Genomic DNA, 25,625 nt, shown 5'->3' with positions numbered 1-25,625 from the left:
GCAAGTCATGCTGATAGATACCCACTGCCACCTGGATTTTGCAGATTTCGACTCCGAACGCGACGAACTGATCGAGCGCGCCCACGAAGCCGGTGTCCGGCAGATGGTGACGATTTCGACACGCGTCAGGAAACTCGACAGCCTGCTGGCGATCACGGACAAATATCCGTCGGTGTTCTGCTCGGTCGGCACGCATCCCAACAATGCCAGCGAAGAGCTGGATATCCAGGCGGAAGACCTCATTCGTCTCGCCAATTCGCATGACAAGATCGTCGCGATCGGCGAAGCGGGTCTCGATTATTTCTACGACACGCAGACGCCGGCCGACCAGAAGACCGGTCTGATCAGACATATCGAAGCTGCGCGCGAAACCGGGCTGCCGCTGGTGATCCATAGTCGCAGTGCCGACGAAGACATGATCGAGATCCTGACGGCAGAAAGCGGGAAGGGGGCTTTCCCCTTCATTCTGCATTGCTTTTCGGCCGGACCCGACCTCGCCCGTGCCGGTATCGAGCTTGGTGGCTACGTCTCCTTCTCGGGCATCCTGACATTCCCGAAATCCGAGGACATCCGGGCCATCGCGAAAACGCTGCCGACGGACCGACTGCTGGTCGAGACCGACGCACCTTATCTGGCGCCGAAGCGCTGGCGTGGAAAGCGCAACGAACCGTCCTACGTGGTCAACACTGCGGAGGTGCTGGCAGACGTTCACGGCCTGACTTACGCGGACATGGCTGCGATCACGACGGATAACGCGGTCCGCTGCTTTTCCAAGATGCCGAGGCTTTGAGGTGATGGGGGCCCGGGTCGGAACGAGCACCGGATATCGGCGGCGCTTTACCGTTCTCGGCTGCGCGTCTTCGCCGGGCGTTCCGCGGCTGAATGGCGACTGGGGCGATTGCGACCCACAAAACCCGAAGAACCGGCGCACGCGCGCCTCGTTCATGGTGGAGCAGATCGCGCCGGATGGCGGCAAGACCACCGTCGTGATCGATACCGGCCCGGACTTTCGCGAGCAGATGATTGCCGCAAGCGTCCAGCGCGTCGATGCCGTCCTGTACACACATCCACACGCCGATCATCTGCACGGGATCGACGATCTGCGCGGCTATTTCATTCTGCAGAAGCACCGCATTCCGATCCATGCCGATCCGCCGACGATGGACCGCATCCGCCATGGCTTCGGCTATTGCCTGGAAACACCGGCCGGCGGCAGCTATCCGCCGATCGTCAAGCCGGTGCTGATCGAGACGATGGACGCGCCGATCGTCATAGACGGTCCGGGCGGTGCCATCCGGTTCCAGCCGCTCAGGCAGATCCACGGCGATATCAATTCACTAGGCTTCCGGATCGGCAACGTCGCTTACTGCAGCGATGTCAGCGACTTTCCGCCGGAAACCGTGCCGAAGCTCACAGGACTGGATACGCTCATCATCGACGCGCTCCAGTACCGCACGCATCCGAGCCATCTTTCACTTCAGCAGGCACTCGACTGGATCAGCCATCTGGCGCCAAAGCGCGCGTTGCTGACCCACATGCATATTCCACTGGACTACGATCGCGTCATGGCTGAAACGCCGGGCCATGTCGAACCGGCCTATGACGGTTTGGCGTTCGAAGTCGATGTGACGGCGGATGATCTGCATCTCTAAGGGAGAAGGCCAAGGTATTGCGCTTCCAGCCCCATCCTTTAGTTCCATAATCTATCTTATCTGATCGTTGGATGTTGCTGCAAAGCTGGACTGTCACACTCCCCGCATGTGAGTAGCGAGCGCGATCTGCGGCGGATCGAAGTTTCGTCCAAGGCCGGATCTTGCTTGATGATAATAGTGTCACTGGCGCATGGTCTTGACCTGAGCGAGCGCCGGATCCGCCGGATCACATCCCATACGTTTCAGTACCCAGAACATTGATCATCGAACGCAACAACTTTGCGCGCCGTCGGCATCGCGTTCAAACGGTGATCTCGACGGCGCTACCATCCGGCATCACGATGACGGCCTCGTAGAACCCGTCACCGGTCCATCTGGGTCCTGATCGCAGGCAGCCGGCAAGCCGGCAGCGTTCCGCCAAAGCATCGACTGCACTCTCGCTCCCCAGGGCAATGGCGATATGGTCCCAGCCAACGCTTTCTCCTCTGGCGTCCGTCACCCATGGCACGGACATGAGCTCGATCTGGTCCTCTGCACCGGGCAGGTTGGCGAACCTCGATGTGAACCCTACCCTGTTCTTGCTGTGGTAAGGTTCTCCCACCATTGCGCCGAAATAGGTCTCGAAAAATCCGGCAGCGGCGTCGAGGTCGCGGGTCCAAAGTGCTGTGTGGGCGATGCGCATGGGTCGTTGAATTCCTCGTTTGACGAACGTGCGAAGCTACGAAAGATGCGGACGTTGCCGCCACATGCTTCACGTCGACGGAGAACCGCCATCTAGTGCGACATGCACCTGGACATCGCACCGCGCGAAGTCTCCGCGGTCGAATTCGCCATCCTCCACGATGAGATGATCGATCATCGACGTGTCCGCGACCTTGAACGGCGCGACTGTGCCGAGCTTCTCGGCCGTCGCGGCGACAACGAGAATGCTGCTCTGGTTCACCATGGTCCGCTTGAGTTCGGCTTCGCTCGGATCGAGCGCAGTGACGCCGGCGATGCTGTCCACGCCGCATACGCCGATGATGAACATGTCCGCATAGACCTGCATGGCTTCACGTATCGCCTGCGGCCCGAGGCACGCGCCTTTCGCCTGATCGTACAGACCGCCGAGTACAATGACCGTGAAGTTCGGTCGGTCTGATAGCGCCGTCGCAATCACCGGCGCGTTCGTGATGATCGTCAGCGTCTGGCTCGGATCGAGCGCGTTCGCGACCGCAAGATTGGTGGATCCGGCGTCGATGAACACGGTCTGGCCGTCCTCGACAAGCCGCGCCGCTGCCCGTGCAAGGCTCGACTTTCGATCCTTATCCAATGCAGTTCTGGTGGCCAGCGTGCCGAAATCCGGCGTCGGCAGCAGCGCGCCGCCATAGACACGACGGCAGAAGCCCAGCTTGGCGAGTTCGCGCAGGTCTCTGCGAACCGTGTCTTCGGAAACGTCGAACTGCGTCGCCAGCTCGCTCGCCACGACCTTGCCGCGGATGGTCAACTGCTCGCGGATGCGGTCGAGCCTCTCTTCTGTCAGCACGTGCCGGGTCCCTCATCAAAGTTTCTGCACGATCTTGCACATTCTTACGCATTCTGTAAACAGGGCACCATCAAGGACGGCGACGATCTCTGCCGAGGTCCAACGCTGTAATCCAGGAGCTACCGAGATGCCGAACGCCCAGATCCTCACAGGACGCCCCCGCACCGGAGGCCGACACCAATGGGCCACGCGATCCAGCTTTCTCATTGCCGGCTCGGCCATGGCGGCCTGGGCGCCGCTGGTTCCTGTCGCCAAGGCTCGAATCGGCGTAGATGACGGCACGCTTGGCCTGTTGCTCCTGTGCCTTGGCCTGGGCTCTATCGTGACCATGCCAATGGTCGGCATTCTCGCGAGCCGATTCGGATGCCGGGCCGTCATCGTGGCAAGCACCCTGGCGCTGGCCCTCGTGCTCCCGATGTTGGCGGTCGCCGATTCGCTTCCCGGCATGGCGATCTCGCTGGCGCTGTTCGGGGCAAGTGTTGGCGCGGTTGACGTCGCGATCAATATTCAGGCCGTCATGGTCGAGAAGGATAGTGACCGCAACATGATGTCCGGCTTCCATGGGCTGTTCAGCGTTGGCGGCATTGTCGGCGCGGGCGGCATGAGCCTTTTGCTCGGCGCCGGCGTTTCACCCCTGACCGCGACCTTGATGTTCAGTGCGCTGCTGCTTGGCCTGCTGGCGCAATCCTTTCGGGGCCTCCTGCCCTACGGAAACCAGGAGACCGGGGATGCGCCGTTGTTCACCATTCCGCGCGGCATCGTGGCCTTCATCGGCTTGCTGTGCTTTCTGGTTTTTCTTGGCGAGGGCGCGGTGCTCGACTGGAGCGCTCTGTTCCTCATCGGCGCACACCTGGTCGATCCGACTCAGGCAGGCTTTGGCTACACGATGTTCGCCATCGCGATGACCGTCGGTCGGCTGACGGGCGACTGGATCGTCAAAACGCTCGGCGGCATGAAAGTCGTGGTCGGTGGCGGCACGCTCGCAGCACTGGGTTTCCTGCTGACAGTCCTGGCTCCCAACCAGCCCCTGGCGTTTGCGGGCTTCCTTCTGGTAGGGCTCGGCGCTTCCAATATCGTGCCGGTTCTGTTCACAGCCGCCGGCAAGCAGACCCAAATGCCACCCAGCCATGCGATCGCTGCCATCACGACGATGGGCTACGCCGGAATTCTCATGGGTCCGGCAGCCATCGGTTTCGTCGCCCATCACTATAGTCTGGGTGTGGCCTTCGTTCTGGTTGCTGGCGGCATGGCGTTCGTCGCGCTCACCTGGCCTTTGACCGCGCGACGGTAACGCGCTGACCCGGCCTAGCCGTCAGCAAAGTCCCTGAGCTTGTCACCCGCCATCCGGTAGCGGATCCACTCCTTCTGCGGTTCGGCACCGATCGCATCGTAGACACCGATCGCCGGTTCGTTCCAGTCGAGCACGCTCCACTCGAACCGTCCGCACCCGCTCTCGACAGCGATCTTCGCGAGATGCCGCAACAGCGCCTTCCCGGCCCCGAGCCCGCGAGCGTTCGGCGTCACGTAGAGATCCTCGAGATAAAGTCCGTTCCGTGCCTGCCATGTCGAATAATTGAAGAACCAGATGGCCATGCCGACCGGTTTGCCATCGCTTTCGCAGATCAGGCCGCGCGTGACAGATGTCTGGCCGAACATCGATGTCTCAATCGTCTCGACGGTCGCCGCAACCTCATGCTCGGCCTTTTCGAAGATCGCGAGTTCGCGGATGAAAGACAGGAGCGTTCCGGCATCGGCACGGGTGGCGTCTCGGATGGCAAGTGTCATGAAATGATCCGTGAAGTTTCGGCAACGCCAAATGTGATCGCCCGATGGCCGAGTGAGGGTCCGCGGCCTATTCGGCCGCGTCCTTTACCTCGGCGATTTCGATCTCGTAACTGTATCCGTCCAGCATGCCATAGGCCTGCTCGATGGTCTGGATCTCGGAATCGGCCTTGCTGATCGCATCGGCAATCGTTTCGCAGCGGGATTTCAGCATGCGACCCAGAACATCCGTTTCCGGCTTGCGGCCGATCCGGTTGATGTGATTGCGGATCCGGGCGCGGTGGCGCTCCATCTCGAGAATATGGAAGCGCGCATTGACGATCCGGTCCGTGAGCTTGCGCCGCATCGAGGAAACCGGATCAAAGCTGCCAGGCTCTCGCTCATCGAGGATCATCTCGTTGACGAGCATCTCCAAAATGACGAGACCCTGCAGGTCCTTCTTGTCGGCAAGCTCGGGATCGTAACCGGTGTCGTCATAGACTTTTCGGCGGATCGGGTCGTTCAGGAGCTCGAAGGATGCCTTCAGCTGTCCGAACGTTTCCGCATCGCCGCCGGTATCGGGATGGGCGGATTTCACCCGTTTGCGGTAGGCAAGCTTGATCGCCGTCACATCCGCCTCGCGCGAAACACCAAGAATTTCATAGGGATCGATCACAGTGCCACCTGTTTTCGGAAAGTCATATCAGAAAACGCCAATCCAGTCGTAGCGACGAAGTCCAGTCGGCTCAAGCCATTATCCATTCATGTGGCCAATTAGGGGCCATCAGCCGGCAAGTCTTGCCCCTGCCCCAAAACCGACCGGTTTTCCACATGCAAGCGATCAACGCCTGAGTCGAAACGGCCGGCGCCCATCGGCCACCGGCGCCATCAGGAAGCTGATGAGAACGGTCGGAAGCAAAACGACGAAGGTGGCAACCAGGCTCACATGCTCTGCAATGAAGCCCAGAAGCGGCGGCACCCCGATCGTGGAAAGCATCAGGGTCAGCGCGAGGGCTGCAAGATTGTCGGAGGGCTGTCCCTTGCCACGGGCAATCGTGGTCGAGACTGCCAGGGGAAAGGCCAGCGCGATCCCGCAGCCGATCAGAAACAGCGCCACGCCGGCAACGACGAGGTTTGCGGCGGTCACCAGCAGCACGATACCGAACGCGACGGCGATAGCGGATCCCCGGATCAGCGAGATCGGTCCTGCGACTTCCCGCAGCTTGTCGCCCGACAGCCGCGTCAGTCCCATGCCGACGGTGAAGACGGCGTAGAGGACGCCGGCCATCGCCGGATCCGCCCCCATTTCCTCGCGCAGAAAGAAGATCGCCCAGTCGTAGACCGCGCCTTCCACGATGCAGAGCCCGAACACCATGATGCAGATGAGGATGATGGTCTTGTCCGGCATGACGTATGCGGATTTTCTTTTCGTCGTCGGCGCAGCTGGCGCCAGGTCGGCGGCCGTCACCCGGAAGACGGCAAAGCAGGCTACGAGGACAAGTAGCGCCGCCACGCTCTGCTGCACAAAGGGCGATACGCCCTGCGCTGCGAGGAAACCGGACGCAAGCGATCCGAACAGAAGCCCGACCGACCAGAACCCGTGGCTTCTCGCCAGAACCTTTGTGCCGGTCCGCTGCTCGATACCGGCGGAGATCATGTTGGCGGACACATCGAAGATCGTGCGAAAAAAGCCGAACAGGAAGAAACCGAGGACAAATAAAGGGAGCGGCGCGGCCGCCAGGATCGGGCTCAGAAGCGCGACAATGGGCAGCGTGATGACCGCGGTCAGCCGTGGCGTAAGCCTATCGGTGATCCGTCCGGCCAGAGGTAGCGCCAGAAACGTGCCAACCGGGGCGCTCAAGAGCGCCATCCCGAGCACCGCCTTGTCGATGCCCATCGATTCCTGAATGGCCGGAAGCCGCGTGAACAGGGAAACGAACAGAAGAGCATTGCTGAAATAGAGCAGAGCCGGCGCAAGTAGGGTCATTACGGAATTCCGAAGCAATCACATCAGACACACTGGTGCACCGCGACTTTGACGACGACAAGACATGAACGTGGGACCCTGCCCTGCGTTAAGGTTTGCCGTCCGACTGGGCAGATCGCGGTGATGCTGAAAATATCCGCAACGCCACCTTTCCCTTTGGTGAGTATGCGCTAAACTTTAAGGAAGCCGATGCTGGAGAATGTCAGATGCGCTTTCGAATAGCCTCTCTTGCCGCATTCCTCTTCCTGTCACCTGCAGGTGTCGTCCACGCCGAAGACCCGGTCGCCGATGCCCGCGCCGTCATCTCCGCCCAGATCTCCGCCTTGATCAACGACGATGCGGACAAGGCTTACTCTCTGGCCTCTCCGGGGATCCGCAGTCTCTATCCCGACAAGACAGTTTTCTTCGCCATGGTCCGCGACAACTATGAGGCTGTCTATCAGGCCGGAACCTATGCCTTCGGCCGCTCCAAACTGGTGGGCGGCGGCGAAGTCGTGCTGCAGGAGGTGATGATCAGTGCCAAGCAGGGCAAGGACTGGACCGCCATCTACGACATGCGGCTGATGGACGACGGATCCTACAAGGTCAACGGCGTCCGGATGATCCGCAACACGGCCAGCCAGGGCATCTAGCCAAAATATGGTCGGCAGGGGCACCGCCCCTGCCCGCTCGAATATTGTCAGACCGGGTCGATATCGCCCTTGGCCCATTCCGCCTGGGTCTCAGCACAGAAATCCTCGAAACGACCGTTGGCAATCGCCTCGCGAATGCCCTTCATCAGATCCTGATAGTAATTGAGGTTGTTCCACGAGAGCAGCATCCCGCCCAGCGATTCGTCTGCGCGAATGAGATGGTGCAGATAGGCGCGGGAGTAGTCGCGTGTGGCCGGGCAGCTGGACTCGTCGTCGAGCGGTCGCATATCCTCGGCATGGCGTGCATTGCGAAGGTTCACCTTGCCTCGACGGGTGAAGGCGAGACCGTGACGGCCGGCTCGTGTCGGCATCACGCAGTCGAACATGTCGATACCGCGCGCCACCGATTTCAGGATATCGTCAGGCGTGCCGACGCCCATCAGATAGCGCGGCTTTTCGGACGGCAGAACCGGAAGCGTCTCCTCCAGCATGCGCAGCATCACGTCCTGCGGCTCACCGACCGCAAGCCCGCCCACCGCATATCCCTTGAGGTCGAGCTGTTTCAGCCCTTCCGCGGACCGGACGCGGAGAGCCGGAATGTCGCCACCCTGCACGATGCCGAACATGGCCTTGCCCGGCTGTTCCCCGAAGGCTACGCGGCAGCGCTCCGCCCAGCGCAGCGACAATTCCATCGCGCGCTCGATTTCCTTGGGCTCGGCCGGAAGCGCCACGCATTCGTCGAGCTGCATCTGGATATCGGAGCCAAGCAGACCCTGGATCTCGATCGAACGCTCCGGCGACATATGGTGCTTGGAGCCGTCGATATGGCTCTTGAAGGTCACGCCCTTCTCGTCGAGCTTTCTGAGCGCCGAAAGCGACATTACCTGAAAGCCACCCGAATCGGTGAGGATCGGATGATCCCAGCGGATCAGCTTGTGCAGCCCGCCGAGCCGCGCGACCCGTTCGGCGCCCGGCCGCAGCATCAGGTGATAGGTATTGCCGAGAATGATATCGGCGCCCGTTTCGCGCACCTGATCCAGATACATCGCCTTGACGGTCCCGACGGTGCCGACCGGCATGAACGCCGGCGTGCGGATCGTTCCGCGCGGCATGGAGACTTCGCCGAGACGGGCACCGCCGTCCGTTGCCTTCAGGGTAAACTGGAAATTTTCGGTGGTCATTGGTCGTTCCTGAAAAGCAGGCTTGAGTCGCCATAGGAATAGAAGCGGTAGCCGGAAGAGATGGCATGGTCGTAGGCTGAGCGCATCGTCTCCAGCCCGCAAAAAGCCGAGACCAGCATGAACAGCGTCGATTTCGGCAGGTGAAAATTCGTCATCAGCATATCGACTGCCTTGAACCGATAGCCAGGCGTGATGAAGATGCCGGTCGCACCGCTCCAGGGCAGTATCGTGCCATCTTCAGCCGCTGCACTTTCGATCAGTCGCAGCGAGGTCGTGCCGACACAGACGATTCGCCCGCCCCTCGCCCTGATGGCGTTGAGATGCTGCGCGGTCTCGGCACTCACGTAACCGATTTCCTGATGCATCTTGTGGTCTTCCGTATCGTCCACCTTCATCGGCAGAAACGTTCCGGCGCCCACATGCAGCGTCACGAAATGCCGCTCGACGCCTGCCGCGTCCAGTCTGGCGAACAGGTCGGGCGTGAAATGCAGACCCGCTGTGGGTGCTGCAACGGCACCCTGCTCGCGGGCGTAGATCGTCTGGTAATCCTTGGCATCCTGCGCGTCCTCAGGCCTCTTGGCGGCGATATAGGGAGGCAGCGGAATATGGCCGACCGACAGGATCGCTTCGTCCAGTGCCGGACCGGAAAGATCGAACCGCAGCGTTACCTCTCCGCCCTCGCCTTTTTCCTCGACTGTCGCGGTCAGCGATCCCGAATGGCCGAACTCGATCCTGTCGCCGACCTTGATCCGCTTGCCGGGCCTGGCAAACGCCTTCCAGACATCCGGCTCGGTGCGCATATGCAGCGTCGCCGAAACCTGCTGACCGCCTGCGCCTTCACGATGACGGATGCCTTCGAGCTGGGCGGGAATGACTTTCGTGTCGTTGAAGACCAGCGCGTCGCCCGGCTTCAGGAATGCCACCAGATCGCTGACCCGCTGGTCGGAGAGGACAGGATCGGCGCCTGCGTCAACGACAAGCAGCCGGGCGCTGTCGCGCGGGTTTGCCGGCCGCAGCGCAATGTTTTCCTCGGGCAGATCGAAATCGAAAAGATCGACACGCATGATGAGCTTCCAGAATAGGCAAGGCCCGCCCCGTCGAGAAGACGGAGCGGGCCAGAAATTGCGGATCAGATCACACGTCTGCGGCGACGCGGACGGAGACGATCGAGTCCGGATCCTTAACGGGCTCGCCCTTCTTGATCAGGTCGATAATGTCCATGCCTTCGATGACCTGGCCCCAGACCGTGTACTGCTTGTTCAGCCACGGTGCATCGGTAAAGCAGATGAAGAACTGCGAGTTTGCGGAGTTCGGGCTCTGCGAACGGGCCATCGAGCATGTGCCGCGGATATGCGATACAGCTGAGAATTCAGCCTTCAGGTCAGGCTTGTCGGAGCCGCCCATGCCGGCGCGCGAAGGGTTGAAGTCCGCTCCGCCCTGCTTGCCGAACTTGACGTCGCCGGTCTGCGCCATGAAATCCGGAATGACGCGGTGGAAAACCACGCCGTCATAGGCCGTCTCGCGGGCAAGTTCCTTGATGCGCGCAACGTGCTCAGGTGCCAGATCCGGCAGGAGCGAGATGACGACCTTGCCCTTGGTGGTTTCCATGATGAGGGTGTTTTCGGGATCCTTGATCTCGGCCATGGTATTTCTCCTTGATTATCTCTGTCTCAGGACATCAGCCCGGTGGGCCGTTGCCGTTTCAATCGACTGTAAGTCGATCATTTCTTGCCGACGGTCACCTTGACCATCTTGTCGGGATTGGTGACTTCGCCATTGCTGCCATCGCCGCGCTTGATCTTGTCCACGGCTTCCATGCCGGACACGACCTTGCCGATTACGGTGTACTGACCGTTCAGGAACGGGCCTTCATCGAACATGATGAAGAACTGCGAGTTGGCAGAATTCGGGCTCTGCGAACGGGCCATGCCGACAGTGCCGCGCTCGAACGGCGTCTTGGAAAACTCTGCGGGAAGATCGGCAAGATCCGAGCCGCCGGTGCCGGCGCGCGAAGCATTGAAGCTCGGGCCGCCCTGCTTGCCGAACTTGACGTCGCCGGTCTGGGCCATGAAGCCATCGATGACGCGGTGGAATATGACGTTGTCATAGGCACCCTTGGCAGCCAGCGCCTTCACCTGCGCAACGTGCTTCGGTGCCGACTCCGGCATCAGCTGGATCACGACCGGGCCATCCTTCAACTGGATGGTCAGAAAATCGTCTGCCGCCGCAACGGCTGTTCCGACCGTGGCAGCGAGCGCGAGGGCGCCGGCTATGGCGAGGCGAAGCAGTTTCATCAGAAAACTCCTGTTATCTTTTGTCGCAGAATCAGCGTTTGTGCTTTTCGTTCAGGGCGCGCAGTACCACAGCCGGCACGAATTCACCGACATTGCCGCCCATGGCAGCGATCTGGCGGACCAATGTGGCCGTTATGGGCCGGGAGGCGGCCGCAGAGGGCAGGAATACCGTCTGAAGGTCTGGCGCCATTGTCCGGTTCATGCTGGCCATCTGAACCTCATAGTCGAAATCGGTCCCGTCGCGCAGGCCCCGCACCAGGATTGTCGCCCCCTGCTCCCGGGCCGCGTCGATCACCAATCCTTGGAAGGAAACCACCGAAAGACTGTCCTCGCGCTCGGGCAGAGCCTCCGAAAGTGCTGCTGCGATCAATGCCGCGCGCTCCTCGAAGCTGAATACCGGCACCTTGCCCGGATGAACGCCGATTGCCACGACGACCCGTTCGGCAATGTTCAGCGCCTGCACGAGAATATCGAGATGGCCATTTGTCATCGGGTCGAATGAGCCGGGATAAAGAGCGATCGTCATACTGAAGTCGGAGCCTGTTCCAGCTGAATTTCAACGGCCTTTTGTCACGGAAGGCCGCCCGCTGCAAGGCTTTCCCAAAAACTGAACGAAAGATGAATGCGTCGTTCAAGGCCGTTTCAGCCGGCTCATGTTTAACTGACAAACATGACGGGGCGAGATCATCGTCCCGCTGAGTTGAGAGATACGGAAATGCTGGCTTTGATGATTTTCGCTGCAATCGCTGCAGCGCTTTTATTGGACGCCGCGATTTACGTATTCGGATCGCCAGACCTCTGAGAAGTGGAAACGCGATCCGGAACCTGAACGCCAGATGAACGCGCCATTCAAGCATGCTTCAGAGCCGTTCAGATAGGTCACTCTCATAATGTGGTGTCGCTGCGCGCAGTTCACGCGCTCAGGCAATTAAAAGGATAATCGGATATGATGATCGCAAACAAAAAGATGGCTATGCCCGACAAGATCACCATGATTAACCTCGTATGGAGCGCCATGATTGCTGTCATGTTGACGGCGACGGTCACTCTCTACCAGGACCGCTCGGATGTCGACGGCTCCAACTACCCGCAGGTTACCGGTCGTTACAGCGACATCTCCTACTATTGATCGCCTGCCGCGAGGAGCTGGACTGGGACCTCATCCCTTTGGCCGCTCCTCTGAAACATCCGCGATCACAGAAACCGCAATCGTGCCCCCTGCTCTTTGGGCACGTTGTCGGGAAGATCTAGAGCGACAAGCCACACCATTATTTTCGTGAACGGTAGCGAACAGGGCGCGATGCCCTTTCCGCGCCAAGCGGCTCAAACAAAGCCGGAGGATGGTTTCCCATCCTCCGGCTTTTTTCGTTTTTCTCGTCTTTTGCCGTCCGGGTGGACGCGACCTATTCGGTCGCATCCCCGTCAGCATCAGGCGTATCGGCTTCGGGCGCGTCGGTATCGGGAGCAATCCCGAGGTCACCGGTTTCGGCCGAGATCTCACCCGGCAACTCGCCGTTCTCGTCTTCGTTCTCAGGCTCGCTGATGCGCTCGACGGAGACCACCTTCTCATCCTTGTGGGTCGAGAAGATCGTGACGCCCTTCGTCGCACGGCTGGCAATGCGAATGCCGCCAACCGGAACACGGATCAGAACGCCGCCATTCGAAACGAGCATGATCTGGTCACCCTCGTCGATCGGGAAGGCGGCAACGAGTTCGCCGATTTCCGCAGTCTTCGAGGTATCGGTGGCACGGATACCCTTGCCGCCACGGCCCGAGGTGCGGAAGTCATAGGAAGACGAGCGCTTGCCGTAGCCTTTTTCCGAAACCGTCAGCACGAACTGTTCGTGTTGCTTCAGGTATTCGTAGCGCTCATCGGAGAGCTGTCCCTCTTCGGTGACTTCCTCACCAACCAGAGCGATATCCTCTTCGTCCACTCCGGCAGCACGGCGCTCGATCGCCGAGCGCTTGAGGTAAGCTGCACGTTCCCACGGCTCGGCATCGACATGCCCGACAATCGTCATCGAGATGATGCGGTCGCCTTCGGCCAGATTGATACCGCGGACACCGATGGAATTACGGCCGGCAAAGACGCGGACCTCTTCGACCGGGAAGCGGATCGCCTGTCCAAGCGCGGTTGTTAGCAACACGTCATCGCCGGGCTCGTTGAGGTCGAGGTTCGGACCGCTGCAGGTCTCGACGGAGAGGATTTCGTCACCCTCTTCCTCGAGCTTCATGGCGATCTTGCCGTTGCGGTTGACCTGCACGAAGTCCGACAGCTTGTTGCGGCGAACCGTGCCGCGTGTCGTCGAGAACATCACGTCGAGGTTATCCCAGGACGTTTCGTCTTCGGGCAACGGCATGATTGTGGTGATGCGCTCGCCAGCTTCCAGCGGCAGCATGTTGATCAGGGCCTTGCCGCGCGATTGCGGCGTGCCGATCGGCAGGCGCCAGACCTTTTCCTTGTAGACGATGCCACGCGAGGAGAAGAACAGCACCGGCGTATGAGTATTGACCACGAATAGCCGGGTAACGAAGTCCTCGTCACGTGTGGCCATGCCGGAGCGACCCTTGCCGCCACGACGCTGCGCGCGGTAGGTCGCCAGCGGAACACGCTTGATATAGCCGAGATGCGAAACGGTAACGACCATGTCCTCGCGGGCAATCAGGTCCTCGTCGTCCATCTCGAGACCGCCTTCGAGGATCTCGGTGCGGCGTGGTGTACCGAATTCGTCGCGAACGGCGATGAGTTCGTCCTTGACGATCTGCTGGATGCGAACCCGTGACGACAGGATGTCGAGATAGTCGGAGATCTCGGCGCCGATCTTGTTCAGCTCGTCGCCAATTTCATCGCGGCCGAGCGCCGTCAGGCGGGCAAGACGCAGTTCGAGGATCGCGCGGGCCTGTTCCTCGGAGAGGTTGTAGGTCAGATCCTCGTTGATCTTGTGACGCGGATCGTCGATGAGCCGGATAAGAGCCTCGACGTCATGGGCAGGCCAGCGGCGCGTCATCAACTGCTCGCGCGCCGTCGCAGGATCCGGTGCACGGCGAATGAGCGCAATGACTTCATCGATATTGGCAACGGCGATCGCCAGACCCACCAACACGTGAGCGCGCTCGCGCGCCTTGCGCAACAGGTACTTCGTGCGGCGGCTGACGACTTCCTCGCGGAAGGACACAAAGGCCTTCAGCATGTCGATCAGCGCCAGCTGCTCCGGCTTGCCGCCATTGAGCGCCACCATGTTGCAGCCGAACGACGTCTGTAGCGGCGTGTAGCGGTAGAGCTGGTTCAAAATGACGTCGGCATTCGCATCGCGCTTCAGCTCGACGACGACGCGGTAACCCTGTCTGTCGGACTCGTCGCGCAGATCGGAAATCCCTTCGATCCGCTTTTCGCGGACGAGTTCGCCAATCTTTTCGACCATCGAGGCCTTGTTCACCTGGTAGGGAACTTCGGTGATGATGATCTGCTCACGGTCGCCGCGCAGAGGTTCGATCGTCGCACGACCGCGCATCATGACGGAGCCGCGGCCCGTCTCGTAAGCCAGCCGAATGCCGGCACGGCCAAGGATCATTGCACCTGTCGGAAAGTCCGGACCGGGAATGATCTGCATCAGCTCGGGCAGTTCGATCGCCGGATTGTCCATCATCGCGATGCAGCCGTCGATCACTTCCGACAGATTGTGCGGCGGGATGTTGGTCGCCATGCCGACGGCGATGCCGCCTGCGCCATTGACGAGCAGGTTCGGGAATTTCGCCGGCAGAACCACCGGTTCCGACAGCGTGCCGTCATAGTTGTCGCGGAAGTCGACGGTTTCCTTGTCGAGATCATCGAGCAGCGCATGGGCCGACTTTTCAAGCCTGCACTCTGTATAGCGCTCGGCCGCCGGCGGATCCCCGTCGATCGATCCGAAATTGCCCTGTCCGTCGATCAGCGGCAATCGCAGCGACCAATCCTGCGCCATACGTGCCAGCGCATCATAGATCGCGGAGTTGCCGTGCGGATGGAATTTACCCATCACGTCACCGGTTACGCGGGCGCACTTGACGTATTTCTTGTTCCAGTCGATCCCGAGCTCGGACATGCCGAACATGATGCGCCGGTGAACCGGCTTCAGTCCGTCACGAACGTCGGGAAGTGCGCGGCTGACGATCACGCTCATCGCATAATCGAGATAGGACCGCTGCATCTCTTCCATAATGGAAATGGGTTCAATGCCTGGAGGCAGCTTTCCGCCGCCGGGTGTGCTTTGCTCAGTCAAATCGGATCACGATCTCTGTTCGGAATCATTTGAATTTTTATAGCGGAAAGCGGCTCCGGGCGCCAATTTCCACTGAATTTGCTTTGTAGTTGTGAACAGGTTTTGCGGCATTTGGAAGGTGTTTGCCACGATCGTTGGATACATTCGTTGCAAGACTTCCCTAAAGCGCCCGGCTGTCCTAACAATCTTATCATTGAACGGCAAGCCGAGCGTCCTCTAGGAGTATCCATGGCCTCACCCGATGCTCTCATCAACGCGTTGACCACTTTGTTGGTCACGCTCGACCCGCCGGGTCTGGCGCCGGTCTTTCTGGGCCTGACGGTCGGCATGACGACGGCGCAACGGCGCTTTGTCGCCTTCCGCGGTGCGCTGATCGCCTTCGGTATCCTCGCGGTGTTTGCGCTGTTCGGATCGAGCGTCCTTGGCCTGCTCGGTATCTCGATCGGCGCCTTCCGCATCGCGGGCGGCCTGCTGCTGTTCTGGATCTCATTCGAGATGGTTTTCGAGAAGCGCCAGGAGCGAAAGGAAAAGACGTCGCAAAAGGCGATCACGATCGACCATATCCACGATATCGCCGTGTTTCCGCTCGCCCTGCCGCTGATCGCCGGCCCCGGAGCGATTTCCGCGACCGTCCTTTTGTCCGGAACATTCACCAGCGCTCTCGACCGCGCCCTTCTTATCGGGGTCCTCGCGCTGATCATGGTGGTGCTCTACGCAACGCTTCTGATCGCGGAAAAGCTCGACCGTTTCTTGGGTGTGACAGGGCGCGCGATCCTCACCCGGCTTCTCGGGGTCATCCTCGCTGCCTTGTCCGTTCAGTTCGTGGTCGATGGCATCCGGTCGGCATTCGCGATACCCTGATCCTTCCTGGGACGGACGGCCGAAAGCTCAATCCATGCACATTCTAAACCGTCTCATCGGACAGGCACCGAACCCGATCAGCATGAGGGAACGGCTTCGCTCTGCGGGCGGCGCCTTGCTCGGCATTTCCCTGACGGGACTGGGCGGCAGTCTCGTCGTCGGCTTCGAACCGTCATTGCCGGCACTGATCGCCCCGATGGGTGCCTCGGCCGTGCTGCTCTTTGCCGTCCCGTCGAGCCCGCTCGCACAACCCTGGTCCATCTTGGGCGGCAATATTCTCTCGGCCACTGTCGGCGTCACAGTCGCTGCACTCGTGCCAGACCCTGCCCTCGCCTCAGGCCTCGCCATTGGCATAGCGATCGCGGCGATGATGGCGCTGCGCTGCCTGCACCCGCCAAGCGGTGCGATTGCCCTGACCGCAGTGCTTGGCGGCCCGTCCATTCACGCGATGGGATACGGATTCATCCTCTGGCCGGTTCTGGGCAACTCGCTGGCTTTGCTGCTGCTTGCGATCATTCTCAACAATCTCGCAGGCCGGCGCTATCCGCATGCGCCCGCTACGCCTGCCCCTTCGCACGGCACCAAGGATCCGCCGCCGAGCGGCCGTATCGGGTTCCGCCGGGAGGATCTCGACGCCGTCCTCAGGGACTATGATCAGGTCCTCGATATCGATCGCAGCGACCTCGAAACAATTATTCGCCTGACCGAACTGCGCTCCTACCGCCAGCGCGCCAGCCACCTCACCTGCGCCGACGTCATGTCCCGCGACGTGATCGCGGTGTCACCGGATGATCCCCTGGGAAAGGCGCATCAGTCCATGCGCAACCACCGTCTGAAGGCCCTGCCCGTCACCAACGAAAAGGCTGAGGTGGTTGGCATCGTTACGCAGACGGATTTTCTGGACAAGCCAATCTGGACCGGCGGTCGCCCGACGATCGGCCCGCGCCAGCGTTTGCGCCTGATGATGCAAGGCGCAACAGCGCCAAACCATATCGTAAGGGATATCATGACTGCGCCGGTCCGGACGATCGAGCCGTCGGCACCGCTCAACGACGCGGTCGTCATGTTTGCGGAGGAAGGCCTGCACTACCTGCCGATCGTCGGCGAGAACGGCAAACTCGCCGGGATACTCTCGCAGTCCGACGTGCTTGTAGCGATGCTTTCGGACCGTGCCACTCATGCTCCAACCGAACATGAAAAAGGCGCCTGAGCGGCGCCTTTTTTGATCAGAATGGGATGTCGTCGTCGAGGTCGCGGGAGAAGTTCCCGCCGCCACCACCGGAGGACTGGCCACCCTGGCTGCCCTGAGCACCGCGCCCTGCCGGTGCTCCACCCCCGGAACGCGGACGATCATAGTCATCGCCGCCGCCACCGTAGTTGCCGCCGAAATCACCGCCGCCACCGCCGCCGAAGTCGCTTGCGCCACCACGTGCGCCGCCGCGCTCACCGCCGCCTTCGCCACGACCGTCGAGCATTGTCAGGGTCGAGTTGAAGCCCTGCAGCACGATTTCGGTTGAATAACGATCGTTGCCGGTCTGGTCCTGCCATTTGCGGGTCTGCAGTGCGCCTTCGATATAAAGCTTGGCGCCCTTTTTGACATACTGCTCGACGACCTTGCAGAGGCCTTCGTTGAACACGACGACCGTATGCCATTCTGTCTTTTCGCGACGCTCGCCCGACGTACGATCGCGCCAGCTTTCCGACGTGGCGATGCGCAGGTTTGCGATCGGGCGGCCATCCTGCGTCCGGCGGATTTCCGGGTCGGCGCCGACATTGCCCACCAGAATGACTTTGTTCACGCTGCCCGCCATCGTATTCACCTCGTTTGCCGCCAAGCGCGGCTTTGAAAACCAATTACCCCACCTTAAACCATCGATCGTCCGGATTGGGCAATGCCGAGGTTTAATCCACAGTGAATTTTGTTCTTTCTTTGTTCTATTTTCTCCGTATAGTTCTGTCAAGCATTCGGAACCGGGTTGCGTTGCAACAGTTTCGTCTCGACAGGCGGCTTTCGATAACTACATAAGGACCTTCGATCCTCCCCGAAGGCATAACGATGAGCGAACTCAAAACCATTTCCATCCGTGGTGCGCGCGAGCACAATCTGAAGGGTATCGATCTCGATCTGCCCCGCAACTCGCTGATCGTGATGACCGGCCTGTCCGGCTCCGGCAAGTCGTCGCTTGCGTTCGACACGATCTATGCCGAGGGACAGCGACGCTATGTCGAAAGTCTTTCGGCCTATGCTCGCCAGTTTCTTGAGATGATGCAGAAGCCTGACGTCGACCAGATTGAAGGCTTGTCTCCGGCGATCTCGATCGAGCAGAAGACGACCTCGCGAAATCCCCGCTCGACGGTCGGCACAGTCACGGAAATCTACGACTACATGCGCCTTTTGTTCGCGCGCGTTGGCGTTCCATATTCGCCAGCGACCGGGCTTCCGATCGAAAGCCAGACCGTCAGCCAAATGGTCGACAGGGTCCTTGCTTTCGAAGAAGGCACCCGTCTTTATATTCTCGCACCAATGATCCGCGGGCGCAAAGGCGAGTACAAGAAGGAACTCGCCGAGCTGATGAAAAAGGGTTTTCAGCGCGTCAAGGTGGATGGCCAGTTCTATGAGATCGCCGACGTTCCAGCGCTAGACAAGAAGTACAAGCACGACATCGACGTGGTCGTGGACCGCCTTGTGGTGCGTTCCGACATTGCCGCGCGCCTGGCCGACAGCCTTGAGACGTCGCTGAAACTGGCGGATGGCCTGGCCGTTGCGGAGTTCGCCGACAAGCCTCTGCCGGAGAAGGAAACCTCCGCAGGCGGATCTGCCAACAAGTCGCTCAACGAAACCCATGAACGGGTTCTGTTTTCGGAAAAATTCGCCTGCCCTGTGTCCGGATTCACCATTCCGGAGATCGAGCCGCGGCTGTTCTCCTTCAACAATCCCTTCGGTGCCTGCCCCACCTGCGATGGTCTTGGATCACAGCAGAAGGTGGACCGGAACATGATTGTGCCGGAACCCGGCCGGACACTGAAGGATGGCGCGATCGCGCCCTGGGCGAAGTCCACCTCGCCCTATTACAACCAGACGCTCGAGGGTCTCGGCAAGGTCTTTGGTTTCAAGCTGACGGACCGCTGGGACAAGCTGTCGGATAGCGCCCGCTCGGCGATCCTCGAGGGCACCGAGGAAAAGATCGAGTTCAACTACGCCGATGGCGCCAGGTCCTACAAGACGACCAAGACGTTCGAAGGCATCGTTCCCAATCTCGAACGGCGCTGGAAGGAAACCGACAGTGCCTGGGCGCGCGAGGAGATCGAGCGCTACATGTCGGCCGCTCCATGCCCGTCCTGTGCAGGCTACCGCCTGAAGCCGGAAGCGCTGGCGGTCAAGATCAATAAGCTGCATATCGGCCAGACGACAGAAATGTCGATCCGGCTGGCACGCGACTGGTTTGCGGCGCTCCCCGAGCACCTGAACGCGAAGCAGAACGAGATCGCTGTCCGTATCCTCAAGGAGATCCGCGAGCGCCTTCAGTTCCTGAACGACGTCGGGCTCGACTATCTCAGCCTGTCGCGAAACTCCGGCACGCTCTCCGGTGGCGAGAGCCAGCGCATCCGTCTGGCATCGCAAATCGGTTCCGGCCTCACGGGCGTGCTCTACGTGCTGGACGAGCCATCTATCGGCCTCCACCAGCGCGACAATGCCCGCCTGCTCGAAACGCTGAAGCATCTGCGTGACATCGGCAATACTGTCATCGTCGTGGAACATGACGAAGACGCCATTATGACCGCCGATTACGTCGTCGATATCGGCCCTGCCGCCGGCATCCACGGCGGCACGGTCGTCGCCGAAGGCACGCCGCAGCAGGTCATGGCAAACCCCAAGTCACTGACCGGTAAATACCTGTCGGGCGAACTCGGGGTCGCAGTTCCCACTGAGCGGCGCAAGGTCAAAAAAGGCAAGGAACTCAAGGTTTTCGGAGCCCGCGGCAACAACCTCAAGAACGTTACCGCGGCGGTACCGCTCGGCGTTTTTACCGCCGTGACCGGCGTATCGGGTGGCGGCAAGTCGACCTTCCTGATCGAAACGCTCTACAAGTCGGCCGCACGCCGCGTCATGGGCGCGAGAGAAATCCCGGCCGAGCACGATCGGATCGACGGGTTCGAGCATATCGACAAGGTGATCGATATCGACCAGTCGCCGATCGGTCGCACACCGCGCTCCAACCCGGCCACCTATACCGGTGCCTTCACCCCCATCCGCGACTGGTTTGCCGGCCTGCCGGAAGCCAAGGCCCGCGGTTACGCACCCGGCCGCTTCTCCTTCAACGTCAAGGGCGGCCGTTGCGAGGCCTGCCAGGGCGATGGCGTCATCAAGATCGAGATGCACTTCCTGCCGGATGTCTATGTCACCTGCGACGTCTGCCACGGCAAGCGCTACAACCGCGAGACGCTCGACGTACACTTCAAGGGCAAGTCGATCGCCGATGTCCTGGACATGACCGTCGAGGAAGGCGTCGAGTTCTTTGCCGCGGTTCCGGCCGTGCGCGACAAGCTGCAATCGCTGTTCGATGTCGGTCTGGGCTATATCAAGGTCGGCCAGCAGGCAAACACGCTCTCAGGCGGCGAGGCGCAGCGCGTCAAGCTTGCCAAGGAGCTGTCGAAGCGTGCCACCGGCCGCACCCTCTATATTCTCGACGAGCCAACCACCGGCCTGCATTTCCACGACGTCGCGAAACTTCTGGAAATGCTGCACGAGTTGGTCAACCAAGGCAATTCGGTCGTGGTCATCGAGCACAATCTCGAAGTCATCAAGACCGCGGATTGGGTTATCGACATTGGCCCCGAAGGCGGCACGGGGGGTGGGGAGATTGTTGCCTGCGGCACGCCGGAACAGGTCGTCAAGGAGAAGCGCTCCTATACCGGCCAGTTCCTTAAGGAGCTTCTGGAACGGCGTCCCGTCAAGAAAGTCCAAGCGGCAGAATAGTTTTTACCGCCGCCAATACCTGTTTCGGGGAGAAGAGTGATGACACCAGGCATAGTTCGAACAGGTATCGGCGGCTGGACCTTCGCGCCTTGGGAGGGCACGTTCTATCCGGACAAGCTGGCGAAGAAACGCCAGCTTGAATATGCGGCGTCCAAGCTCAAGGTCATCGAGGTCAACGGCACCTATTACGGGTCGCAAAAGCCCGAGACTTTTGCGAAATGGGCCTCCGAAGTGCCTGACGGATTCATCTTCTCGCTCAAAGCCAGCCGCTACACCACCAACCGTAAGGTCCTGGCCGAGGCGGGCGAATCGATCGAACGTTTTCTGCAGCAGGGGCTCGTCGAACTCGGCGACCATCTTGGGCCGTTGCTGTGGCAGTTCGCGCCCACCAAGAAATTCGAGCCTGACGATTTCGAAGCGTTTCTGAAACTGCTACCGGACGTGCTGGAAGGGCTGCCTTTGCGCCACGTCGTCGAGGTCAGGCACGACAGCTTCAAGGTTCCGGAATTCGTCGAGCTTCTCGCGAAATACAATGTCGCGCCCGTCTGCGCCGATCATTTCGACTATCCGATGATCGCCGACGTTACCGCTGATTTCGTCTATGCGCGGCTGCAAGAAGGGTCGGACGAGATCGAAACCTGTTACACGAAGCCGGATATGAAAGATTGGGCGAAAAGGTTGAAAACCTGGTCTGCCGGCAGCGTCCCCGACGATCTGCCTTTGATCGACGAAACGCGTAAGCCCGCCAAGACGGCGCGCGACGTCTACGCCTTCTTCATTCACGAGGGAAAGGTCAACGCCCCCGGCGGCGCAATGGCCATGCAGGAGATGCTAGACGCCAAGAGCTAGGGCTCTCTGTTCGGCATGATCCCTGCCCTTTTGGCCAGCTCTTCCGCGGTCATGTCTGGGGTCAGGCTATTGGCCGCTTCGCCGTGTAGGTAGACGCCTGCCGCCGCGGCCTCGAAGGCGGGCATGTCCTGAGCGAGCAGCGCTCCGATCATTCCGGCGAGCACATCTCCGGAGCCTGCGGTGGCAAGCCAGGGCGGCGCATTCATGTTGATCAGGGCGCGGCCATCGGGTGAAGCGATCACCGTGTCTGCGCCCTTGTAGACGATGACGGCGTTGGCCAGGGCCGAGGCTTTCAGCGCCTTCTCGGGCTTGCTGAGTTCTTTGTCCTTAGCCAAATCCGGAAACAGCCGGGCAAACTCCCCCTCATGTGGGGTCAGTACCAAGCGCGTCTCGCCCTCCGAGAAGGCTGAAAACAGCGTATCAGGATCGTCCTTGAACGAGGAAATGCCGTCCGCGTCCAGCACTAGCCGCTTGCCCTTCAGTGCCAGCACGAACGCGCGGGCTTTCTCCCCGACGCCGAACCCCGGGCCGAGCACGAAGGCGGATAGTTTTGCCGAACCCAGCCAGTCGGCAAGGTCTGCGACATCGTCGATTGCATGAAGCATGATTGCTGTCAGCGAGGCGGCATTGACGGGAAGTGCGTCCGTCGGGCTTGCAACGGTAACGAGTCCTGCCCCGCGCTTTAGACCCGCCGTCGCCGAAAGCCGGGTTGCGCCCGTCTTGTCCGCGGGACCGCTGAACACGACCAGATGGCCGCGCGTATACTTGTGGCTGTCACTCAACGGTGACGGCACAGCTGAGCTCCAGATCGACGGCGCGTTCTCGGCAAGACTGCCGGCCTTGCTCAAAACGATTCGCTTGGGGATGCCGATATCGAAAACCTCAAGTTCACCGCAGAGCTCGCGTCCCGGCATGAGGACGTGGCCGGGCTTGCGCGCAACGAATGTCACCGTCCGGTCTGCACGCAACGCCGCGCCAAGCGCCACGCCGCGCCGGCCGCATAGTCCAGACGGCAGATCGACGGCAAGCACGGGTGTATTGGTGGCTACCAGACGATCAGCGAGTGCCGCCACGCTATCGGGTACGTTTCTGGAGAGCCCTGCCCCGAAGAGCGCATCGATGACGACATCACCTGGCGATGGCACATAACTGTCCAACGGCTGGGTATCGAGGGGGCAGCTTGAACGGGCCTCAAGGGCATCGCCGCGCAATTGTGCGGGATCCCCCAGACTGTAGACCACGCAGCGTGTGCCGGCCTCGTTCAAGGCCGCCGCCGCGACATAGCCGTCACCGCCATTGTTGCCGGGTCCACACAGGACGACAAAGCGCAACGCGCCGGGAAAGTGTCGAAGAGCCGACGCCGCGATAGCCCGGCCCGCGCGGTCCATCAGCCCTATCGAGGACATGCCTGATGCTGCCGCGGCCGTGTCGATGGCTGCCATATCGTTGGGCGTCAGGAGCAAATGAGCGAATGAATTGGTCATTTGTCTATTCAAAGGCAAAACAGGGGAAATACAAGCGCGATCTTAGTGATCAAAACATCATCAAATGCACAAAAAAAATGCTTATTTAGTAGGTGGACAGGCATGCGCTCGGTGCGGCGGGCGGAAGCGATTTCGGCAAGGATACGGCGTCAGGCGCACAAACCCGGACGTGGCCGACCGCGTTCAGCAGGCAATCCACCGAAAAATGGAAAGTTTTGACGCAAACCCGTGTTATTTTCTGAAAAACGTGAAAGAGTTTGGCACGAATAGTGCATCGGCCTGTTTGGCGGGCATGGGCCTGCGACTGGGAGAAGCGGAGAGTTGGTTTCTCATGAAGAAGATCGAAGCGATCATTAAACCGTTCAAGCTGGATGAAGTGAAGGAAGCCCTTCAGGAAGTCGGCTTGCAAGGGATTACGGTGACCGAGGCCAAGGGCTTTGGACGCCAAAAAGGACATACCGAGCTTTATCGTGGCGCGGAATACGTCGTCGACTTTCTCCCGAAGGTGAAGGTTGAAGTTGTGCTGGCTGACGAGAATGCAGACGCGGTCATTGAGGCCATCCGCAACGCGGCACAGACTGGACGAATTGGAGACGGCAAGATATTCGTTTCCAACGTGGAGGAAGTCATTCGTATTCGCACCGGCGAAACGGGTGTGGACGCTATCTGACCGCACTTTGAAGGCTGATAAGAAGCCGCGCGGACAGTTCATAACAATCATACAGGCGAGGAAAAGGTCATATGACGAGCGCAAGCGAAATCATGAAACAGATCAAGGAAAACGACGTCAAGTTCGTGGACCTGCGCTTTACGGACCCGCGCGGCAAGCTGCAGCACGTGACGATGGACGTCTCGGCCGTCGATGAGGATATGTTCGCCGATGGCGTCATGTTCGACGGCTCCTCGATCGGCGGATGGAAGGCCATCAACGAGTCGGACATGGTGCTGATGCCCGATCCGCAGACCGTGCACATGGACCCGTTTTTCGCGCAATCCACCATGGTCATCGTTTGCGATATTCTCGATCCGATTTCCGGTGAAGCCTACAACCGCGATCCGCGCGGCACGGCCAAGAAGGCCGAGGCCTATCTCAAGGCATCGGGCATCGGCGATACGATTTTCGTCGGCCCCGAGCCTGAATTCTTCGTCTTCGACGACGTCAAGTACAAGGCCGATCCCTACAATACGGGCTTCAAGCTGGACAGTTCGGAACTGCCGTCCAACGACGACACCGATTACGAGACCGGCAACCTTGGCCACCGTCCGCGCGTCAAGGGCGGCTACTTCCCGGTTCCGCCGGTCGATAGCCTTCAGGACATGCGCTCGGAAATGCTCACCGTCCTCACCGAGATGGGCGTGGTCGTCGAAAAGCATCACCATGAAGTGGCCGCTGCCCAGCACGAACTCGGTGTGAAGTTCGATACGCTGGTGCGCAACGCCGACAAGATGCAGATCTACAAATACGTCGTGCATCAGGTCGCCAATGCCTATGGCAAGACGGCCACCTTCATGCCGAAGCCGATCTTCGGCGACAACGGCTCGGGCATGCACGTTCACCAGTCGATCTGGAAGGACGGCAAGCCGACCTTTGCTGGTGACGAGTATGCAGGCCTGTCGGAAAGCTGCCTTTACTACATCGGCGGCATAATCAAGCACGCCAAGGCGATCAACGCCTTCACGAACCCGACGACGAATTCCTACAAGCGTCTCGTCCCGGGTTACGAAGCACCGGTTCTGCTTGCCTACTCGGCCCGCAACCGTTCCGCCTCCTGCCGCATTCCGTTCGGGTCGAACCCGAAGGCAAAGCGCGTCGAAGTCCGCTTCCCCGATCCGGCCCAGAACCCCTATCTCGGTTTTGCCGCCATGCTGATGGCCGGCCTCGACGGCATCAAGAACAAGATTCATCCCGGCAAGGCCATGGACAAGGATCTCTACGACCTGCCGCCGAAGGAACTGCGCAAGATCCCGACGGTCTGCGGTAGCTTGCGCGAAGCGCTCGACAGCCTCGACAAGGATCGCAAGTTCCTCACCGCCGGCGGCGTTTTCGACGACGATCAGATCGACGCCTATATCGAACTGAAGATGGTGGAAGTCATGCGCTTCGAGATGACGCCGCATCCAGTCGAATTCGACATGTACTATTCCGCCTGATCCGCGTACCA

The 25,625-nt window shown here is 60.3% G+C and carries 24 protein-coding genes; 11 read left to right on the top strand and 13 right to left on the bottom strand.

What is annotated here, in order from left to right; translation table 11 throughout:
• The first annotated feature begins 7 nt into the window (after positions 1-7).
• Both AC0JZ8_RS13985 and AC0JZ8_RS13980 read left to right on the top strand, forming a co-directional pair.
• Complete coding sequence (locus AC0JZ8_RS13985) at positions 8-790, top strand: TatD family hydrolase (RefSeq protein ID WP_471892755.1); 783 nt, start codon at positions 8-10, stop codon at positions 788-790.
• Positions 791-794: 4 nt separating this feature from the next.
• Positions 795-1,652, top strand: coding sequence for an MBL fold metallo-hydrolase (locus tag AC0JZ8_RS13980; protein ID WP_471892754.1), 858 nt, complete (start codon positions 795-797; stop codon positions 1,650-1,652).
• Positions 1,653-1,953: 301 nt separating this feature from the next.
• On the opposite strand, the gene AC0JZ8_RS13975 is transcribed toward AC0JZ8_RS13980, so the two are convergent.
• Both AC0JZ8_RS13975 and AC0JZ8_RS13970 read right to left on the bottom strand, forming a co-directional pair.
• Positions 1,954-2,334 carry a VOC family protein gene (locus AC0JZ8_RS13975; protein ID WP_471892753.1) on the bottom strand — a complete coding sequence of 127 codons (381 nt, stop codon included), beginning with the start codon at positions 2,332-2,334 and terminating at the stop codon, positions 1,954-1,956.
• Positions 2,335-2,403: 69 nt separating this feature from the next.
• Entirely contained in the window at positions 2,404-3,177 is a 774-nt protein-coding gene (locus tag AC0JZ8_RS13970) for a DeoR/GlpR family DNA-binding transcription regulator (RefSeq protein ID WP_113110515.1), read from the bottom strand.
• 127 nt (positions 3,178-3,304) lie between these two features.
• On the opposite strand from AC0JZ8_RS13970, the gene AC0JZ8_RS13965 reads away from it, so the two are divergent.
• Positions 3,305-4,468 (top strand): MFS transporter, encoded by a 1,164-nt coding sequence (locus AC0JZ8_RS13965; RefSeq protein WP_209900900.1) that lies wholly within the window; start codon positions 3,305-3,307, stop codon positions 4,466-4,468.
• A gap of 14 nt (positions 4,469-4,482) precedes the next feature.
• Here the strand turns inward: AC0JZ8_RS13965 and AC0JZ8_RS13960 are convergent, their stop codons facing one another.
• From AC0JZ8_RS13960 to AC0JZ8_RS13950, 3 genes are all read right to left on the bottom strand, one after another.
• Positions 4,483-4,962, bottom strand: a complete 480-nt coding sequence (locus AC0JZ8_RS13960) for a GNAT family N-acetyltransferase (protein WP_471892752.1) — start codon at positions 4,960-4,962, stop codon at positions 4,483-4,485.
• A gap of 67 nt (positions 4,963-5,029) precedes the next feature.
• On the bottom strand, positions 5,030-5,614 hold the full coding sequence (locus AC0JZ8_RS13955) for a DnaJ domain-containing protein (protein WP_113165235.1): 585 nt from the start codon (positions 5,612-5,614) through the stop codon (positions 5,030-5,032).
• 165 nt (positions 5,615-5,779) lie between these two features.
• Complete coding sequence (locus AC0JZ8_RS13950) at positions 5,780-6,925, bottom strand: MFS transporter (RefSeq protein ID WP_471892751.1); 1,146 nt, start codon at positions 6,923-6,925, stop codon at positions 5,780-5,782.
• A gap of 206 nt (positions 6,926-7,131) precedes the next feature.
• Here AC0JZ8_RS13950 and AC0JZ8_RS13945 point away from each other — a divergent pair, with 206 nt between their 5' ends.
• Positions 7,132-7,557 carry a DUF4864 domain-containing protein gene (locus AC0JZ8_RS13945; protein ID WP_113165233.1) on the top strand — a complete coding sequence of 142 codons (426 nt, stop codon included), beginning with the start codon at positions 7,132-7,134 and terminating at the stop codon, positions 7,555-7,557.
• Between the two features lie 47 nt (positions 7,558-7,604).
• On the opposite strand, the gene tgt is transcribed toward AC0JZ8_RS13945, so the two are convergent.
• From tgt to coaD, 5 genes are all read right to left on the bottom strand, one after another.
• Positions 7,605-8,738: a tRNA guanosine(34) transglycosylase Tgt gene (tgt, locus tag AC0JZ8_RS13940; RefSeq protein ID WP_471892750.1), complete on the bottom strand. Its 1,134-nt coding sequence runs from the start codon at positions 8,736-8,738 to the stop codon at positions 7,605-7,607.
• On the bottom strand, positions 8,735-9,802 hold the full coding sequence (gene queA / locus AC0JZ8_RS13935; RefSeq protein WP_471892749.1) for a tRNA preQ1(34) S-adenosylmethionine ribosyltransferase-isomerase QueA: 1,068 nt from the start codon (positions 9,800-9,802) through the stop codon (positions 8,735-8,737). Before queA ends, tgt begins: the two co-directional genes overlap by 4 nt.
• Before the next feature lie 70 nt (positions 9,803-9,872).
• The gene (locus tag AC0JZ8_RS13930; protein WP_062456851.1) at positions 9,873-10,382 is read right to left on the bottom strand and encodes a peptidylprolyl isomerase; all 510 of its coding nucleotides are present in this window, start codon (positions 10,380-10,382) and stop codon (positions 9,873-9,875) included.
• A 77-nt stretch (positions 10,383-10,459) separates the two neighbouring features.
• Positions 10,460-11,032 (bottom strand): peptidylprolyl isomerase, encoded by a 573-nt coding sequence (locus tag AC0JZ8_RS13925; RefSeq protein ID WP_062456848.1) that lies wholly within the window; start codon positions 11,030-11,032, stop codon positions 10,460-10,462.
• Between the two features lie 31 nt (positions 11,033-11,063).
• Entirely contained in the window at positions 11,064-11,558 is a 495-nt protein-coding gene (gene coaD, locus AC0JZ8_RS13920) for a pantetheine-phosphate adenylyltransferase (protein ID WP_471892748.1), read from the bottom strand.
• Between the two features lie 420 nt (positions 11,559-11,978).
• Here coaD and AC0JZ8_RS13915 point away from each other — a divergent pair, with 420 nt between their 5' ends.
• Positions 11,979-12,161 carry a hypothetical protein gene (locus tag AC0JZ8_RS13915; RefSeq protein WP_062456843.1) on the top strand — a complete coding sequence of 61 codons (183 nt, stop codon included), beginning with the start codon at positions 11,979-11,981 and terminating at the stop codon, positions 12,159-12,161.
• Between the two features lie 274 nt (positions 12,162-12,435).
• Here AC0JZ8_RS13915 and gyrA read toward each other — a convergent pair whose 3' ends face one another.
• Positions 12,436-15,291, bottom strand: coding sequence for a DNA gyrase subunit A (gyrA, locus tag AC0JZ8_RS13910; protein ID WP_471892747.1), 2,856 nt, complete (start codon positions 15,289-15,291; stop codon positions 12,436-12,438).
• A gap of 228 nt (positions 15,292-15,519) precedes the next feature.
• On the opposite strand from gyrA, the gene AC0JZ8_RS13905 reads away from it, so the two are divergent.
• Together AC0JZ8_RS13905 and AC0JZ8_RS13900 are read left to right on the top strand one after the other, a co-directional pair.
• On the top strand, positions 15,520-16,152 hold the full coding sequence (locus tag AC0JZ8_RS13905) for a MarC family protein (protein ID WP_062456837.1): 633 nt from the start codon (positions 15,520-15,522) through the stop codon (positions 16,150-16,152).
• Between the two features lie 34 nt (positions 16,153-16,186).
• Entirely contained in the window at positions 16,187-17,362 is a 1,176-nt protein-coding gene (locus AC0JZ8_RS13900) for an HPP family protein (protein WP_471892746.1), read from the top strand.
• Positions 17,363-17,378: 16 nt separating this feature from the next.
• Here AC0JZ8_RS13900 and AC0JZ8_RS13895 read toward each other — a convergent pair whose 3' ends face one another.
• Positions 17,379-17,963, bottom strand: coding sequence for a single-stranded DNA-binding protein (locus AC0JZ8_RS13895; protein ID WP_062456831.1), 585 nt, complete (start codon positions 17,961-17,963; stop codon positions 17,379-17,381).
• Positions 17,964-18,208: 245 nt separating this feature from the next.
• On the opposite strand from AC0JZ8_RS13895, the gene uvrA reads away from it, so the two are divergent.
• The gene (gene uvrA / locus AC0JZ8_RS13890) at positions 18,209-21,130 is read left to right on the top strand and encodes an excinuclease ABC subunit UvrA (protein WP_062580741.1); all 2,922 of its coding nucleotides are present in this window, start codon (positions 18,209-18,211) and stop codon (positions 21,128-21,130) included.
• Between the two features lie 39 nt (positions 21,131-21,169).
• On the top strand, positions 21,170-21,979 hold the full coding sequence (locus AC0JZ8_RS13885) for a DUF72 domain-containing protein (RefSeq protein WP_471892745.1): 810 nt from the start codon (positions 21,170-21,172) through the stop codon (positions 21,977-21,979).
• Here AC0JZ8_RS13885 and AC0JZ8_RS13880 read toward each other — a convergent pair.
• On the bottom strand, positions 21,976-23,463 hold the full coding sequence (locus AC0JZ8_RS13880) for an NAD(P)H-hydrate dehydratase (protein ID WP_471892744.1): 1,488 nt from the start codon (positions 23,461-23,463) through the stop codon (positions 21,976-21,978). The genes AC0JZ8_RS13885 and AC0JZ8_RS13880 overlap by 4 nt on opposite strands.
• A 331-nt stretch (positions 23,464-23,794) precedes the next feature.
• Between AC0JZ8_RS13880 and AC0JZ8_RS13875 the strand changes: the two genes are divergently transcribed.
• Together AC0JZ8_RS13875 and glnA are read left to right on the top strand one after the other, a co-directional pair.
• Positions 23,795-24,133, top strand: a complete 339-nt coding sequence (locus AC0JZ8_RS13875) for a P-II family nitrogen regulator (protein ID WP_007753933.1) — start codon at positions 23,795-23,797, stop codon at positions 24,131-24,133.
• 71 nt (positions 24,134-24,204) lie between these two features.
• Positions 24,205-25,614 carry a type I glutamate--ammonia ligase gene (glnA, locus tag AC0JZ8_RS13870; RefSeq protein WP_062456819.1) on the top strand — a complete coding sequence of 470 codons (1,410 nt, stop codon included), beginning with the start codon at positions 24,205-24,207 and terminating at the stop codon, positions 25,612-25,614.
• The last annotated feature ends 11 nt before the right edge of the window (positions 25,615-25,625 follow it).

It is taken from the genome of Velazquezella soli (genome assembly GCF_977018685.1).
Note: the sequence above shows the minus strand (reverse complement) of the source record. Positions and strands in the feature narration are given on the sequence as shown.

Bases quoted from the DNA above. Each gene is read 5' to 3' on its own strand.
- AC0JZ8_RS13985 (WP_471892755.1), top strand. From the start codon at position 8: ATGCTGATAGATACCCACTGCCACCTGGATTTTGCAGATTTCGACTCC.
- AC0JZ8_RS13980 (WP_471892754.1), top strand. From the start codon at position 795: ATGGGGGCCCGGGTCGGAACGAGCACCGGATATCGGCGGCGCTTTACC.
- AC0JZ8_RS13975 (WP_471892753.1), bottom strand. From the start codon at position 2,334: ATGCGCATCGCCCACACAGCACTTTGGACCCGCGACCTCGACGCCGCT.
- AC0JZ8_RS13965 (WP_209900900.1), top strand. From the start codon at position 3,305: ATGCCGAACGCCCAGATCCTCACAGGACGCCCCCGCACCGGAGGCCGA.
- AC0JZ8_RS13960 (WP_471892752.1), bottom strand. From the start codon at position 4,962: ATGACACTTGCCATCCGAGACGCCACCCGTGCCGATGCCGGAACGCTC.
- AC0JZ8_RS13950 (WP_471892751.1), bottom strand. From the start codon at position 6,925: ATGACCCTACTTGCGCCGGCTCTGCTCTATTTCAGCAATGCTCTTCTG.
- AC0JZ8_RS13945 (WP_113165233.1), top strand. From the start codon at position 7,132: ATGCGCTTTCGAATAGCCTCTCTTGCCGCATTCCTCTTCCTGTCACCT.
- tgt (WP_471892750.1), bottom strand. From the start codon at position 8,738: ATGACCACCGAAAATTTCCAGTTTACCCTGAAGGCAACGGACGGCGGT.
- queA (WP_471892749.1), bottom strand. From the start codon at position 9,802: ATGCGTGTCGATCTTTTCGATTTCGATCTGCCCGAGGAAAACATTGCG.
- AC0JZ8_RS13930 (WP_062456851.1), bottom strand. From the start codon at position 10,382: ATGGCCGAGATCAAGGATCCCGAAAACACCCTCATCATGGAAACCACC.
- AC0JZ8_RS13925 (WP_062456848.1), bottom strand. From the start codon at position 11,032: ATGAAACTGCTTCGCCTCGCCATAGCCGGCGCCCTCGCGCTCGCTGCC.
- coaD (WP_471892748.1), bottom strand. From the start codon at position 11,558: ATGACGATCGCTCTTTATCCCGGCTCATTCGACCCGATGACAAATGGC.
- AC0JZ8_RS13915 (WP_062456843.1), top strand. From the start codon at position 11,979: ATGATGATCGCAAACAAAAAGATGGCTATGCCCGACAAGATCACCATG.
- AC0JZ8_RS13905 (WP_062456837.1), top strand. From the start codon at position 15,520: ATGGCCTCACCCGATGCTCTCATCAACGCGTTGACCACTTTGTTGGTC.
- AC0JZ8_RS13900 (WP_471892746.1), top strand. From the start codon at position 16,187: ATGCACATTCTAAACCGTCTCATCGGACAGGCACCGAACCCGATCAGC.
- AC0JZ8_RS13895 (WP_062456831.1), bottom strand. From the start codon at position 17,963: ATGGCGGGCAGCGTGAACAAAGTCATTCTGGTGGGCAATGTCGGCGCC.
- uvrA (WP_062580741.1), top strand. From the start codon at position 18,209: ATGAGCGAACTCAAAACCATTTCCATCCGTGGTGCGCGCGAGCACAAT.
- AC0JZ8_RS13885 (WP_471892745.1), top strand. From the start codon at position 21,170: ATGACACCAGGCATAGTTCGAACAGGTATCGGCGGCTGGACCTTCGCG.
- AC0JZ8_RS13880 (WP_471892744.1), bottom strand. From the start codon at position 23,463: ATGACCAATTCATTCGCTCATTTGCTCCTGACGCCCAACGATATGGCA.
- AC0JZ8_RS13875 (WP_007753933.1), top strand. From the start codon at position 23,795: ATGAAGAAGATCGAAGCGATCATTAAACCGTTCAAGCTGGATGAAGTG.
- glnA (WP_062456819.1), top strand. From the start codon at position 24,205: ATGACGAGCGCAAGCGAAATCATGAAACAGATCAAGGAAAACGACGTC.